General features: G+C 66.7%; 12 protein-coding genes. 10 read left to right on the top strand and 2 right to left on the bottom strand.

The annotated features are described in order from the left end of the window. Positions 1–91: 91 nt before the first annotated feature. A complete protein-coding gene (locus ACMZ91_RS06425) occupies positions 92–1,861 on the top strand; it encodes an oleate hydratase (RefSeq protein WP_414577689.1) in 1,770 nt (589 codons plus the stop codon). 43 nt (positions 1,862–1,904) lie between these two features. Here the strand turns inward: ACMZ91_RS06425 and ACMZ91_RS06420 are convergent, their stop codons facing one another. Both ACMZ91_RS06420 and ACMZ91_RS06415 read right to left on the bottom strand, forming a co-directional pair. Beyond that, positions 1,905–3,095 (bottom strand): hypothetical protein, encoded by a 1,191-nt coding sequence (locus ACMZ91_RS06420; protein WP_414577687.1) that lies wholly within the window; start codon positions 3,093–3,095, stop codon positions 1,905–1,907. A gap of 177 nt (positions 3,096–3,272) precedes the next feature. Next, the gene (locus ACMZ91_RS06415) at positions 3,273–4,274 is read right to left on the bottom strand and encodes a helix-turn-helix domain-containing protein (protein WP_414577685.1); all 1,002 of its coding nucleotides are present in this window, start codon (positions 4,272–4,274) and stop codon (positions 3,273–3,275) included. Positions 4,275–4,535: 261 nt separating this feature from the next. Between ACMZ91_RS06415 and ACMZ91_RS06410 the strand changes: the two genes are divergently transcribed. The 9 genes from ACMZ91_RS06410 to ACMZ91_RS06370 all read left to right on the top strand — a co-directional run bounded on the left by ACMZ91_RS06410 (position 4,536) and on the right by ACMZ91_RS06370 (position 15,126). Beyond that, a complete protein-coding gene (locus ACMZ91_RS06410; RefSeq protein ID WP_414577683.1) occupies positions 4,536–7,112 on the top strand; it encodes a TonB-dependent receptor plug domain-containing protein in 2,577 nt (858 codons plus the stop codon). Between the two features lie 52 nt (positions 7,113–7,164). Next, positions 7,165–7,746, top strand: a complete 582-nt coding sequence (gene msuE / locus ACMZ91_RS06405; RefSeq protein WP_049403172.1) for an FMN reductase — start codon at positions 7,165–7,167, stop codon at positions 7,744–7,746. Positions 7,747–7,903: 157 nt separating this feature from the next. Further along, a complete protein-coding gene (locus tag ACMZ91_RS06400; protein WP_005409341.1) occupies positions 7,904–8,266 on the top strand; it encodes a DUF3088 family protein in 363 nt (120 codons plus the stop codon). 14 nt (positions 8,267–8,280) lie between these two features. Continuing rightward, the gene (locus ACMZ91_RS06395) at positions 8,281–9,258 is read left to right on the top strand and encodes an MsnO8 family LLM class oxidoreductase (protein WP_414577681.1); all 978 of its coding nucleotides are present in this window, start codon (positions 8,281–8,283) and stop codon (positions 9,256–9,258) included. Positions 9,259–9,276: 18 nt separating this feature from the next. Then, positions 9,277–10,620, top strand: coding sequence for an LLM class flavin-dependent oxidoreductase (locus ACMZ91_RS06390; protein ID WP_414577679.1), 1,344 nt, complete (start codon positions 9,277–9,279; stop codon positions 10,618–10,620). A gap of 4 nt (positions 10,621–10,624) precedes the next feature. After that, positions 10,625–11,845: a M20 aminoacylase family protein gene (locus ACMZ91_RS06385; RefSeq protein WP_121503103.1), complete on the top strand. Its 1,221-nt coding sequence runs from the start codon at positions 10,625–10,627 to the stop codon at positions 11,843–11,845. Then, positions 11,842–12,393, top strand: a complete 552-nt coding sequence (locus ACMZ91_RS06380; protein ID WP_049399083.1) for a GNAT family N-acetyltransferase — start codon at positions 11,842–11,844, stop codon at positions 12,391–12,393. The genes ACMZ91_RS06385 and ACMZ91_RS06380 overlap by 4 nt, the downstream gene beginning before the upstream one ends. Continuing rightward, on the top strand, positions 12,390–14,135 hold the full coding sequence (locus ACMZ91_RS06375; RefSeq protein WP_164079682.1) for an amino acid ABC transporter permease/ATP-binding protein: 1,746 nt from the start codon (positions 12,390–12,392) through the stop codon (positions 14,133–14,135). Before ACMZ91_RS06380 ends, ACMZ91_RS06375 begins: the two co-directional genes overlap by 4 nt. 16 nt (positions 14,136–14,151) lie before the next feature. Next, a complete protein-coding gene (locus ACMZ91_RS06370; RefSeq protein ID WP_414577676.1) occupies positions 14,152–15,126 on the top strand; it encodes an ABC transporter substrate-binding protein in 975 nt (324 codons plus the stop codon). Positions 15,127–15,163: the final 37 nt, after the last annotated feature.

Here is a 15,163-nt window from a genome sequence, read left to right as displayed (position 1 = left end):
TTCGGCGCTAGAGTAGGGGCATGACCTGCATGGAATGGCTGTGTCATTCCACTGCGGGTTCCTGATGACCCCCTCCAGGAAGGAGCAACGCATGTACTACAGCAGTGGCAACTACGAAGCCTTCGCGCGCCCGCGCAAGCCCGCCGGTGTCGATGACAAGCGCGCATGGTTCGTCGGTTCGGGCCTGGCCTCGCTGGCCGGCGCCGCGTTCCTGGTGCGCGACGGCCGCATGGCCGGTGAGCGCATCACTATCCTTGAGCAGCAGCAGATAGCCGGCGGCGCGCTGGATGGCCTGAAGGTGCCGGAGAAGGGCTTCGTGATCCGCGGCGGCCGCGAGATGGAAGACCACTTCGAGTGCCTGTGGGATCTGTTCCGCTCGATTCCGTCGCTGGAGATCGAGGATGCCAGTGTGCTGGACGAGTTCTACTGGCTGAATAAGGACGACCCCAACTATTCGCTGCAGCGTGCCACGATCAATCGCGGTGAAGATGCGCACACCGACGGCCTGTTCACCCTGACCGAGCAGGCGCAGAAGGACATCATCGCGCTGTTCCTGGCCACCCGGCAGGAGATGGAGAACAAGCGCATCGACGAGGTGCTGGGCCGCGATTTCCTGGACAGCAACTTCTGGCTGTACTGGCGCACCATGTTCGCCTTCGAGGAATGGCATTCGGCGCTGGAGATGAAGCTGTACCTGCACCGCTTCATCCACCACATTGGCGGCCTGCCGGATTTCTCGGCGCTGAAGTTCACCAAGTACAACCAGTACGAATCGCTGGTGCTGCCGCTGGTGAAGTGGCTGCAGGACCACGGCGTGGTGTTCCAGTACGGCACCGAGGTGACCGACGTCGACTTCGATCTGGCGGCCGGCCGCAAGCAGGCCACGCGCATCCACTGGACGCGCGAGGGCGTGGCCGGTGGCGTGGATCTGAGCGCGGATGACCTTGTTTTCATGACGATCGGTTCGTTGACCGAGAACTCGGACAACGGCGACCACCACACGGCTGCGCGTTTGAATGAGGGGCCGGCGCCTGCCTGGGACCTGTGGCGACGCATTGCCGCCAGGGATCCTGCGTTCGGGCGCCCGGATGTGTTTGGCGCGCATATCCCGCAGACCAAGTGGGAATCGGCGACGGTGACGACGCTGGACGCACGCATCCCGGCCTACATCCAGAAGATCGCCAAGCGCGACCCGTTCAGTGGCAAGGTGGTGACCGGCGGCATCGTCAGTGTGCGTGACTCGCGCTGGTTGATGAGCTGGACGGTGAACCGCCAGCCGCATTTCAAGAACCAGCCCAAGGATCAAATCGTGGTCTGGGTGTATTCGCTGTTCGTGGATACGCCTGGAGACTACGTGAAGAAGCCGATGCAGGACTGCACCGGCGAAGAGGTCACCCGCGAGTGGCTGTACCACCTGGGCGTGCCGGTGGAGGAGATCGACGAATTGGCCGCGACCGGCGCGAAGACGGTGCCGGTGATGATGCCGTACATCACCGCGTTCTTCATGCCACGCCAAGCCGGTGATCGGCCGGACGTGGTGCCGGAGGGTGCGGTGAACTTCGCCTTCATCGGTCAGTTTGCCGAATCGAAGCAGCGCGACTGCATCTTCACCACCGAGTATTCGGTGCGCACACCGATGGAAGCGGTGTACACGCTGTTAGGTATCGAACGCGGTGTGCCCGAGGTGTTCAATTCCACCTATGACGTGCGCTCGCTGTTGGCGGCGACCGGTCGCCTGCGCGATGGCAAGGAGCTGGATATTCCCGGGCCTGCGTTCCTGCGCAACCTGCTGATGAACAAGCTGGACAAGACCCAGATTGGTGGCCTGCTGCGCGAGTTCAAGCTGGTGCAGGAGGACTGAGCGCGCGTCAGCGTGGAGGGGAGCGCGCCGGCAACACCGCGGATCAGTCTGCCAGCACGTTACCCGCTCCTTCGCCATAGGTCGCCCTCGCGCTGCCACACACCGCGTAGGTGGCAGCGCTGGCTGGCAGGCCAGTGGCCTTGATGCCGCGCCGCGAATCGCCGTCAAAGACCTCGGCGTAGCGTTCGGCGGCCAGCGCGTCATCGGGCAGCATGTACAGCAGGACGCGCTGCAATGTGGATTGCCCCTGCAGTGGCTGCGGCTGCCGGAACGCGGGCACCTGCACGCGCGCGCTGTGCCACCGCGTCGGCGCGTCTGCAGTCTGCCAGCGCACCTGCAGGGGCAGGTTGAGCGGCAACAGCGCGGGGCTGACCGGGTAGCCGTAGGCTGTGCAATCCCGGGGCGCTTCCGGGATGTTCGCGATGGCCCCGTCGCCGATGTCCAGTGTGAGGCCATTGATTTCCACCCGAAGGATGGGCGCACTGCCGTAGTTGTGGATCTTGAACAGCGTCAGGCCTTCGAAGCGGCTACGCTCCAGATCATCGGTGGTGAAGCCACTGAGGCGTGCGAGTGCGGGCGCGACCTCTACGTGATCGCTGTAGTGGTAGTAGATATGCACGAGCTCGGGTGTACCCGCGCGTCGCCAGGCCGCATTGAATGACGCAAGGTCGGGGTACGGCCGACGGACCAGCGGCACATCGGTGACGGCGCGATCTCCAGACGGTGTGGCGTAGCGGTAGTGGTTGACGGAGGGCTTCAGGCGCGCATCTTCATATGGGAACCCCCTGTCTGCATCGGACTGCGGGTTGGGGTAGCGGTGGAAGGCCATGAACCGCTCGGGCAGGTCGTCCTGCATGGGCAGGTCCGGGCCAGCGCCAGAACCGGTGGATGCATACGGCGAGGTGTCCAGCCAAAGGGGTTGCCCGCTGAGGTTGACGTGCAGCTCGGCGATGGATGCGCGTGAGCCGCCGGCCAGGCTGTCCACACTGCCTTGCAGGGCGTGCCACAGTGGGATGATGAGCATGGAGGCGGCGGTTGGCACGAACATCAGCACGTGTATGCGGCCCGGCACCTGCCCGCGCTGGCGCACCATGTAGCGCAGCCAAGCCAGCAGGAGCACCAGCAGCAGCGGGACGCCGGCCCAGATCGCGATGGTAGCCAGCGCCACGACGCCCCAACCCAGGTTGGGGGTAGCCACGGCAATCAACGAGAGCGTGGCGATCAGCGCCGCCAACAGCAGCGATACGCCGATTCCGACGCGGTAGGTCCTGTAGGGGCTGTCGGTCATCACCGGTCCGTCGGCAGTGCGGGGCATGCCCCTATAGTGCAGTGGTGGTGATGGCGTGGAAAGTCGTCGACGAAGAGGGCGGGGGGCCTTGCCTGCCGGTCAGGGGCCGGCACTACCCGGGGTTCAGCAGCCGACCAGACGGTCCGCATTGATGCCGTTGCGATGCTGGCTGCGGTACTCGGTGGGGCTGGCATCGACCTGGCCACGGAAGTGCCGACGGAACGACTCCTGCGAACCAAAGCCGGCCTGTTCGGCAATCCACTGCAGTGGCCGGTCGGTGGTTTCCAGCAGCTCACGGGCGAGGGCTACGCGCTCGCGGATCAGCCAATCGATGGGCGACAGACCGGTGGCTTCCAGGAACTGACGTTGCAGGGTGCGCTGGCTGAGCGCGGCCTGCTCGGCGAGGCTGCCGAGTGAGTGTGGCTCGCGCAGGTTGCGGCGCATCCATTCCATCAGCTTTGCCAACCGTGTGGGCTCGCCATTGGGAATGGCGCGGCTGACGCGTTGGCTGCGCCCGGCGTCACGCCATGGCGCCAGTACCAATCGCTCGGCCACCAGGTTGGCCACGCGCGCGCCGTAATCCTTGCGCACCATGTGCAGCATCATGTCCATGCCGGTAGCCGAGCCGGCCGAGGTGATGATGCTGCCGGTGTCCACGTACAGCACATCCTCGCGCACATCGATGCGTGGGAACTCGCGTGCCAGCGCTTCGGTGAGGCGCCAGTGGGTGGTGGCCTCGCGGCAATCGAGCAGCCCGGCCCAGGCCAGCACGAACGCGCCGGAGCAGATCGAGGCGATGCGTGCGCCGCGTGCATGGGCGCGGATCAGTGCATCGAGCAGGGCCTGCGGCGGACGTTCGCTGGGCTCGCGCCAACCGGGGATGACGATGATGTCGGCGTCATCGACGCTGCTGAGATCGTAGGGCAGCTGCACCTGGGTGCTGCCGAGCATGCGCAGTGCTCCGGGTTCGCCCGCGCACAGCTGGGTGCGATACCAGGCCACGCCCAGTTCAGGCCGTATCGGTGCGAACAGGCCGACCGCACAGCCGAACTCGAACAGCCCCTGGCCGTGGCAGGCGACGATGGCGACGAGCGGCGCAGTGGGATCGGCGGAAGGGCTGTGCATGGCCTGATGCTACGGGTGGCGATGCGTGGCGCAGAGTGGTGCGCGGGCATGAGGTGATGCCTGCGGGGTATATGGAGGCCGGGGTCGGATCCCTTCCGGAGGAAGGGCTCTGACCCCGTGTGCGCAGGCCTGCCTAACGTCATTACCAGCGGTCATGTGGGTGGCCGGATATGACGGTTGGGTGACGCGATCCCGCCTGTCGCGGTGGGTGAACAGGCCCTTGAATGGAAGCGTGTTTCCGGCCCACCCCCACGAGCCCCCATGCCTGCCGCCCACGCCCCTGTCCTGAGCTCTCTCGCTGTTCTGATCACAGCCATCCTCGCCGCGTCGTCCAGCCATGCCGCTGAAGCCGATGCGGATCCTGCCACCACGGCAGCCACCGCCAATGTCGCAGCATCCACGCTGGATGCCGTGGTGGTGACCGGCTCGCGCACCAGCACGCGCACGGTGAAGAACAGCTCCACGCCGATCGACGTGATCTCCGCCGAAGACCTCACCGCCACCGGCCAGGCCAACCTGCTGGAAGCACTGCAGCGCGCACTGCCGTCGCTCAGCCAGATTGGTGGCTACCAGAGCGACCAGGAGAGCCTGATCCGTGGCTACCAGCTGCGCAACCTGTCGCCCGGCTACACGCTGGTGCTGGTGAACGGCAAGCGCCGCAATGCCAGTGCCTATGTGAGCGGTGCCAATGGGGGCGGCTTCCCAGGCCATGCGTGGGCGGACCTGGCGTTGATTCCGGTGTCGGCCATCGACCACGTGGAAGTGCTGCGTGATGGTGCGTCGGCCATCTATGGCTCCGATGCGATTACCGGTGTGGTCAACGTGATCCTGAAGTCGCAGGCGCACGGTGGCGAGCTCGCCGTGGAAAGCGGGCAGAGCATTGATGGCGATGGCTCGCGAACCAGCGTGCGTGCCAACGTGGGCCTGCCGTGGGGTGCCGATGGCTTCGTCAACCTGTCTGGCGAGACCACGCGGCAGCACCACGCGATCCGTACCCGCCGTTACATCGATGGCTACCTGAGCTACCCGGCGGTGGATGGTAGCGGCAATCTGGTGGCGCTGCGGCCGAATAATCGATTGCCGGCCGGCGCATCGCCGAACCCGGCCGAAGCCAGCCGCAATGCCGAGGCCAACACCATCCTCAGCTCCCCGTCGTATGCGCTGAAGGCGTTCGCGGTGAACGTGGGCCATGGCCTGGGCGAGAGCGCGCAGTTCTACGCCAATGCCACCGCCAGTGATCGCACCGCGCAGGCGATCCAGAACTTCCGCCTGCCGGCGACCATCTTCACCACCTACAAGGCTCCAGGCGTGCTGAACGTGTTTCCCGATGGCTTCCTGCCGGTGCTGGAAACAAAGGAGAAGCAGTACACCGGCACCGCGGGCGTGAAAGGCCAGATCGCAGGCTGGGACTACGACGCCAGCCTGACCGGCAACCGCAGCACGGTGCGTACCTATACGCGCAACTCGGTGAACTACTCGCTGCCGTACCCCGGTTCGCCCACTGACTTCTATGACGGCAAGCTGGACTACCAGCAGGGCATCGCCAACCTGGACCTGCGCCGTGGCTTCGAGGTGGCGGCGTTTGCGTCGCCGCTGGAGGTGAGCGCGGGCGCCGAGTACCAGCACGAACGATACGAGCGTGGGGCAGGGCAGTGGGAGTCATACACCGGCTTTGGTGCTGCGGCCTTCGTCGGCTATTCCACTGCGGACGCGGTGAAGGCGACCCGCAACAGCAAGGCGGTGTACGTGGGTGCGGCCACCAACATCACCTCGCGCTGGTATCTGGATGCGGCGGCGCGCTGGGAAGACCATTCCGACTTCGGCAGCGTGTCCACCGGCCGCCTGACCACGCGCTTCGACTTCACCGATGCGCTGGGCGTGCGTGCCACGGTCAGCAACGGTTTCCACGCGCCCAGCCTGGGCGCGCAGTTCTACCAGGCCACTGGCAGCTGCCCGTGCGGCACCACGCTGGTGGCGCAGGTGTCTTCGCCGGCGGCGATCGCGCTGGGTGCCACGCCGCTGAAGCCCGAGAAAGCCACCAACTACAGCCTGGGCGTGACCTGGGACCCGAGCCCGGCGTTCCACCTGGCCGTGGATGCCTATCAGATCGACATCCGCGGCCAGCTCGGCCAGTCCAGCCAGATCGGCTACAACGCGCAGGATCCTGCACGCGTCACCGACAACAGCGGCACGGTGCTGAGCGCGGCGCAGAAGAACACCATCGATGCGCTGCTCGGGTCGGCCGGCATCAGCATCCTGCCGGGTGATGCGTTCTACGCCAGCTACTTCACCAACGTGGGCAATACCCGTACGCGCGGCGTCGAGCTGACCGTGGAAGCGAACCAGGAAACGGCCTGGGGCAAGCTGCGCTGGAGTTACGCGGCCAACGTGGGGCGCACCACCATCCAGAAGATCAGCGACATTCCGGCTGCGCTGCAGGGGCTGCCGAACATCAACCTGCTGACCAAGTCCAGCGAGTACGCGCTGCGCTTCCGCACGCCCAGCTACACCCAGGTGGCCGGGCTGGGCTGGCAGAACGGGCGCTGGCGCTCGAACCTAGACTTCACCTACTACGGCCCGATCAAGCGCCTGAACAACGGCGTGGAGTACAAGCAGCCGCCGGTGCTGGTGACCAATCTCTCCGGTGCCGTGGAACTGGGCGCAGGCTGGAGTGCGGCGCTGGGCATCAACAACGTGTTCGACGAGCGCACGCGCAAGGTGCCGGAGTACGCGCGCAGTGCCACCGATGTGGCGAGCATCGAGACGACCTGGGACAACGGCGATGTGCTGGGCAACGTCGGCGCGTACTGGTACGGGCGGGTCAGTTACCGGTTTTGAGGTTCACGCCAAAGGCGGCCGGACGTGGTTCGGCATCATCGAGGAGCATTTCATGTCTTCTGCATTGAAGGTGGTGGCAGTGGTGGGGTCACCGACCAGCTCGGCGACGTCGCGCACGTTGCTGCTGGTGCGGCACTTGTTGGCGTCGTTGCAGCAGCGGGTGCATGCCAGCGTGGAGCTGGTGGAGCTGGCGCCGATCGCGCGTTCGCTGGGGCAGTCGCTGTCGCGCGATGAAGCGGAGCCAGCCGTAGAGCAGGCACTGCAGGCAATCGAGACGGCCGGGCTCCTGGTGGTCGCGGCACCGGTGTATCGCGGTTCCTATCCCGGGTTGTTCAAGCACCTGGTCGATTTCATCGGGCTGGAAGCGCTGGTGGATACACCGGTGCTGCTGGCGGCGACCGGTGGCAGCGAGCGCCATGCGTTGGTGATCGACCACCAGTTGCGGCCGTTGTTCAGTTTCCTGCAGGCGCACACGCTGCCGATCGGGGTGTATGCCACGCCTGCCGACTTCGATGGCGAGCACATCAACAGTGCAGCCTTGCAGGCGCGCATCGCACTGGCGGCCGAGCGCGCGGCAGGGCATCTGGCTTCGCAGGCGCTGGCAGTACCGGCGCCGCTGCGAAGGATCGCCTGACGGCATAACCGGCGGCGCTTTGCTTATGGCCAAGGCGCATCTGCATGGCCGGATCTGACCGCCGATTGTCGCCTGGCATCGCCGTGCCGACCGCCGTCATCTCTAGCATCGATATCGAAGCGGCATCGCATTGCCGCCCCCCGATGAGGACGACCCCTTGAGTCTGGACGCAACCGACAAGCCCATCCTGTTCCTGCTCGACCGTGAGTTCGAGGACGGACAGATTCCCGGCCAGCGCTTCTTCTGCCGGCACAGCCTGTTGCTGGAAGGTGCGCTGTCGAGCATCGACGGCCTGGACGCGCAGCTGGACGTGCGCCGCATCGGTTTCGCACGGCCGCGCCGGGAGGTGATCGCCGAAATCGGCGAGCAGGACCAGTCGCTGCCGAAGCTGGTGCTGCCGCAGGGCGTGCGCAGTGACCTCGCGAGTGGCGTGCACCAGGACCGCCAGTACATCTCCGGTGCCGAACCGATCCTGGCCGCGCTGAACGGGTTGCTCGGCATCCCCGTGGCCCATCCCTGAGCGAGGACGTGACCATGAGCTATCAGATCAGCGTGCTGGACAAGAGCCCGGTGGCCGAAGGTGCCTCGCCGGAGCAGGCGCTGCGCAACAGCCTGCAGCTGGCGCAGCGCGCCGAGCAGCTGGGCTACCACCGCTACTGGTTTGCCGAGCACCATGCCGCACCGACGCTGGCCAGCCCGGCACCGGAAGTGTTGGCGGCCTGGGTGCTGGCACAGACCCGGCGCATCCGCATCGGCAGTGGCGGGGTGATGCTGCGCCACTACGCGCCGTACAAAGTGGCAGAGAACTTCAACCTGCTGGCGGCGCTGGCGCCGGGGCGTGTCGATCTGGGCGTGGGCAAGGCCCCCGGTGGCCTGCCGGCCTCGACCGCGGCGCTGGCGGCCGGGCGTCCGGCGTTTGCCGACTTCGACCAGCAACTGCGCGACCTGGAAGGTTATCTGTCCGGCGCCGAAACCGAGGCACAGGCTCGGCCGGTTCCGCAGCAGGCACCGGAGCGCTTCCTGCTCGGGGCCAGCCCGCAGAGCGCGCAGCAGGCGGCCGAGCTGGGCTGGCGCTTCGTCTACGCCGCGCACTTCGATGGTGACCCGAAGCATATCGAGGCCGCGTTCGATGCCTACCGCACCGTTTCTACGCAGCCGCCACTGCTGGCCACGGTGGCGTTCGCCGCACCAACTGCCGAAGCCGCAGCACGTCATATCGGCGCGCTGCGGGTCTACAAGCTGCACCTCGGTCCCGGGCAGACGGTGAACCTGCCCAGCCCCGAAGCAGCTGCTGAGTATGCGCGGCAGGTGGGCGTGGCCGACTTCCGCATCGAGGAAACGCGCCCCAGCGTGTTGTCCGGTGATGCGCAGCACGTGCGTGACGAACTGGATGCGCTGCACCGGCGTTTCGGTGTGGGCGAGTTCGTTCTCGATGCGCCGGTGGCCGACCTCGACGCGCGTCTTACATCCCTTGAACTGCTGTCGCCCGCGCCGCGCGCGGCGGTGGCCTGACCTGCAGGAGCGATTCCCATGAGCACGACCCCGCGCCACATTCCGTTCGGCATCATGCTGCAGGGGCCTGGCAGCCACATGCATGCCTGGAAGCATCCCTCCAATCCGGCCGATGCCAGCGTCAACCTGCAGTTCTACATCGACATCGCGCGTACCGCCGAGGACAACGGCATCGCCTTCGGCTTCGTAGCCGACGGCCTGTACATCAACGAGAAGTCGATCCCGCACTTCCTCAATCGCTTCGAGCCGATCTCGCTGCTGTCGGCGCTGGCCACGGCGACGAAGAAGATCGGCCTGGCCGGCACGCTGTCGACCTCCTACAGCGACCCGTTTACCGTGGCCCGCCAGTTCGCTTCGCTGGACCTGCTCAGCGGCGGGCGTGCAGGGTGGAACGTGGTGACGTCGCCGCTGGAGGGTTCGGGGCGCAACTACGGTCGCCCGCACCCGGAGCACGCGCTGCGCTACCAGATCGCCGACGAGTACCTGGACGTAGTGCAAGGGCTGTGGGATTCCTGGGACGACGATGCCTTCGTGCGTGAGCGCGACAGCGGCACGTTCTTCGCGCCGGACAAGTTCCGCCGCCTCGACCACAAGGGCCGCTTTTTCCAGGTGGAAGGGCCGCTCAACATCCAGCGTTCGCCACAGGGGCAGCCGGTGATCTTCCAGGCCGGGTCGTCCGACGATGGCATCGCGCTGGCCGGCAAGTACGCCGATGCGGTGTTCACCCATTCGCCATCGCTGGAGGAGACCCGCGCGTTCACCCAGAAGGTGAAGAACTCGGCGATCGCCCACGGCCGCAGCGGCAATGACGTGAAGATCTTCCCGGGCATCGGCCCCATCGTCGGCCGCACCGCGGAGGAGGCTGAAGCCAAGTACCAGGCGATCGCCGCACTGGCCACGCTGGAGGATGCGCTGGCGTACCTGGGGCGCTTCTTCGACCATCACGATTTCAGCCAGTACGATCCGGACGCGCCGTTCCCGGAGCTGGGTGACATCGGCAGCAATTCGTTCCGTTCCACTACCGACCGCATCAAGCAGGATGCACGTGAGAAGGGCCTGAGCCTGCGCCAGGTGGCGCTGGAAGCGGTGAGCCCGCGACCGAATTTCATCGGCACGCCGGAACATGTGGCCGACGAGCTGATCCGTTGGTTCGATGCCGGTGCCAGCGACGGCTTCATCCTTGGTTTCGCGGCACAGCGCGAAGGCCTGGACGATTTCGTGACCCAGGTGCTGCCGATCCTGCAGGCGCGCGGCTACCACCAGCGCGAGCTGGAAGGGCAGACCCTGCGCGCGCATCTGGGCCTGCCGTACAAGGCCAGCCGCCATGCGACCGATGCCGAGCCGGCGCGGAAGGCAGGGTAAGGCGATGAGCGGAGAAAGCGCGGCAGCACCGGGCCATGCCCGGCGGAATTCCCCAACGACTGGCGTGCTGCCGGAAATCGCGGCACGCGCCGAGGCGGCCATCGCGATCCGCCATGACCTGCATCGGCACCCGGAGCTGGCCTTCGAGGAACACCGCACCAGCGCACGCGTGGCCGAGCTGCTGCAGCAGTGGGGCTATGAGGTCACCACCGGCCTCGGCGGCACCGGCGTGGTCGGTACGCTGCAGCGCGGGCAGGGCAGCCGTCGACTTGGGCTGCGTGCCGACATCGATGCACTGCCGATCCACGAGGACTCCGGGCTGGCGTACGCCAGCCAGAACGAAGGGTTGATGCATGCCTGCGGCCACGATGGGCATACCGCCATCCTGCTGTCCGCGGCGCACTACCTGGCCCATCACGGCCGCATCGACGGCACCCTGCAGCTGGTGTTCCAGCCGGCCGAGGAAACCGGTTCGGGCGCCTCGAAGATGATCGCCGACGGCCTGTTCGAGCGCTTCCCGGTGGATGCGATCTATGGGCTGCACAACTGGCCGGGCGTGCCGGTGGGGCACTTCGGCTTCGTCGACGGTCCGGCGATGGCGTCGGTGGACTGGGCGCGGCTGAAGGTGATCGGCAAGGGCGGTCACGGCGCCGAGCCGCAGGGCAGCGTCGACCCGATCCTTGCAGCAGCGCACATCGTTACCGCGCTGCAGAGCGTTGTCTCGCGCAATGTGGATCCACGGCAGATGGGCGTGGTCACCGTCGGTTCGATTCACGGCGGGCAGGCCGCCAATGTGATTCCAGACGTGGTCGAGCTGAAGCTGACCGTGCGCGCCTACCTGCCGGAAGTGCGCGACACGTTGCGGCGCCGGGTCACCGAGATCGCCGAGCAGACCGCCGCCGCGTTCGGCGCGCGCGCGGAGATCGAGTTCCCGCGTGGCTTCCCGAGCGTGATCAACCACCCTGAGCAGACCGCCTACATCCGTGAGGTGGCCGTACAGGGCTTCGGCAGCGAGCAGCTGGTGCCGGAGTTCGCGCCACGCACGGCCAGCGAGGATTTCGCCTTCCTGCTGCAGGCGCGGCCGGGCAGTTTCGTGTTCGTCGGCAACGGCGACAGCGCACCGCTGCACAGCCCGCGCTATGTGTTCAACGACGCCGCCATCGCACCCGCCGCCAGCCTGTGGGCGCGGCTGGCTGAAGACTATCTGGTGAAGGACGTGGCATGAGCAGCAACGAACGCTTCCTCTACACCTCGGTGGATGATCCACTGGCGCGGCCGCTGTTCGATGGCCTGGAGCAGGAGTACGACAGCCGCTACGCCGACGTGCGTCGACGCATCGGCGGCAGCGCCCGCGAGGAACTGCAGCGCTACCCGGCGCAGGCGTTCGCGGCGCCGGTAGGGGCGTTCGTGTTGCTGCTGCGCGATGGTGTGGCGATCTCCGGCGGTGCCTTCATGCCGCACCGCGATCCGGACACCGCCGAGTTCAAGCGCATCTGGACGCTGCCGGGCCTGCGCCGCCAGGGCATCGCGCGGCGTGTACTGCAGGAACTGGAGGACCAGGCGGCGCGCCAGGGTTACCGACGGGTGTTCCTGACCACCGGCTTCCGCCAGCCTGAAGCCGTCGGCCTGTACCTCAGCCACGGCTACACCGCGCTGTTCGATCTGGAGGCCGATCCGGAATCCATCGCCCACTTGCCGTTCGAGAAGCACCTGGGCGTATCGGCACCCGCCGTTGTGCCATCACAGACCGTGCTGCACGGAGCCCACGCATGAGCACGCCTTCGACCGCGCTGGATGGCATTGCCACACGCCCGGCGCCAACCCCGGCGTTGAAGATCGTGCCGGCCCGGCATCCGCTGCAGGTGGTCGGAACCCTCCTCGCGTTGGCGCTGATCCTGATCGGGCTGCAATCAGTGTTGGGCAATCCGCGCTGGGGTTGGGGCACCTTCGCCGAATGGTTCTTCGCACGCCCGGTGCTGGAAGGCCTGGGTCGCACACTGCTGCTGACCGCACTGGGTACCGGACTGGGATTCGCGCTGGGTACCTTGCTGGCGTTGGCCCGCGTGTCCGGCTCGCCACTGCTGTCGGCGGTGTCGTGGGGCTATGTGTGGCTGTTCCGTTCGATCCCGCTGCTGGTCCTGTTGCTGCTGCTGAACAACCTGGGCTACCTGTACAGCACCATCGAGCTGGGCGTGCCGTTTACCGGCATCAGCCTGTTCTCGTACCCGACCACGCAGCTGATCGGTGTGTTCACCGCCGCAGTGCTGGGTCTCACCTTGAACCAGGCCGCGTTCTCGGCCGAGGTGATCCGTGGCGGCATTCTGTCGGTCGACCACGGCCAGTACGAGGCTGCGGCCGCGCTTGGCCTGCCGCGTGGTCGCCAGGTGCGCCGCATCATCCTGCCGCAGGCGATGCGTTCGATCCTGCCGGCCGCGTTCAACGATGTGATCGGCCTGGCCAAGAGCACCTCGGTGGTCTACGTGCTGGCGCTGCCTGAGCTGTTCTACACCGTGCAGGTGATCTACCGGCGCAACCTGGAAGTGGTGCCGCTGCTGATGGTGGCCACGGTCTGGTACCTGGTGATCCTGACCGTGTTGTCGCTGCTGCAGCGGCGCGTGGAGCAGCGCTTTGCGCGCGGCCAACTGCAGCGCGAGCGTTCGGTATCGCGTGTCTCGTCACCGACGCGCGCCACAGGTGAGGCTGCACCGCGCGTGGTCAATCGCCCGCGCATTGCCGCGCAGGTTGAGGCGGGTGAGGGGGCATCGGTGTCGCTGCACGGTGTGGGCAAAGTGTTCGGCGACCAGCCGGTGCTGGAAGACGTGAACCTGGACCTGCGCGCTGGCAGCGTGACGGTGCTGATCGGCCCGTCCGGCGCTGGCAAGTCCACGTTGCTGCGGCTGATCAACCACCTGGAACGTGCCGACAGCGGTTACGTGACCGTCGGCGGGCAGCTGATCGGCTACCGCCGCGATGGCGACACCCTGTACGAGCTGCCCGAACGTGAGATCCGCCGCCGTCGTGCGGAGGTCGGCATGGTGTTCCAGGGCTTCAACCTGTTCCCGCACCTGACCGCGCTGGAGAACATCATCGAGGCGCCGATCGCGGTGCGCGGCGTGCCGCGTGCGCAGGCCGAGCAGCAGGCGCGCACGCTGCTGGAACGGGTCGGCCTGGCCGACAAGGCCGATGCCTTCCCGCGCCAGCTGTCCGGCGGCCAGCAGCAGCGCATCGCGATTGCCCGCGCGCTGGCCCTGCAACCGAAGGTACTGCTGTTCGACGAACCCACGTCGGCGCTGGACCCGGAACTGGTGGCCGAGGTGCTGAGTGTGATCGAAGAGCTGGCCAGCTCCGGCACCACGCTGGTGATCGTCACCCATGAGCTGAGCTTCGCCCGCCGCGTGGCCGACCACGTGGTGATGATGGACCAGGGGCGGGTGATCGAGCAGGGCACGCCCGAGGCGCTGTTCGAACGTCCGCGCCAGCAACGCACCGCCGATTTCCTGGCCAAGACCCTGTAAACCCGGAAGGAAGACCATGAGCCCTGCAGCACCGCGTCGCCCCTCGCGCAGCACCCTGTTGGTCGTGGGCGTGCTGGTCATCGGCATCGCCGGCATCGTCTACTCGCGCGTGCGTCAGGCGCCGGATACCGGCACCGTGGCCGCAACCAGCCTGGCGGGTGCGAACACCACCATCCTGAAGGGCACGCTCGATCCGAAGGCGCAGGCGTTGATCCCGGCCGACTATCGCTTTGTCACGCCCGGTACGTTCACCGTGGCCACCCATCCGGGGCAGCTGCCGCTGGCCGACTATGGTACCGACAGCAAGGACGTGGTCGGCATCGAGCCGGACATCGCACGGCTGATTGCCGATGGGCTGGGCCTGAAGCTGGTGATCGTGCCGGTGGCGTGGGCCGACTGGCCGCTGGGTCTGGAATCAGGCAAGTACGACGCGGTGCTGTCGAACGTGACGGTGACCGAAGAGCGCAAGAAGAAGTTCGATTTCTCCAGCTACCGCTACGACCTGCTCGGCATCTATACGCGCACTGATGGGCCGATCCAGAAGATCGAAAAGCCGGCCGACGTTGCTGGGCTGAAGGTGGTGGTCGGTGCCAGCACCAACCAGGACCAGATCCTGCGCCAGTGGGACCAGCAGAACATCGCCGCTGGCTTGAAGCCGGTGGAGTACCAGTACTTCGATGACGCCGTGGTTGGGCGGCTGGCAGTGATCACCGGGCGCGCCGATGTCTCGTTCGAGCCAAACGCCACCGGCGCCTATTCGGCGCGCGATGGCAAGGTGCGGCGTGTGGGCCTGTTCCCGGGGGGCTGGCCGAACGCCGCGGCGATCTCGGTGACCACGCGCAAGGGCAGCGGCCTGGCTGATGCGGTGACGCAGGCGCTGAACACCCAGATCGGCAGCGGCACCTATGCGCAGGCGCTGAAGCGATGGAATGTGGCCGAGGAGGCCGTGCCACAGTCGCAGACCAATCCGCCGGGATTGCCGACGTTGTAGATGACGCCGGGCATGGCCCGGCGCGCCCCTGTAGAGT

Origin of the sequence: Stenotrophomonas sp. FR024, from assembly GCF_047500745.2 — a bacterium.
GTDB classification, from domain to species: Bacteria; Pseudomonadota; Gammaproteobacteria; order Xanthomonadales; family Xanthomonadaceae; genus Stenotrophomonas; species Stenotrophomonas maltophilia_A.
The sequence above is the reverse complement of the archived record's forward strand: the minus strand, read 5'-3'. Positions and strand labels throughout refer to the sequence as shown.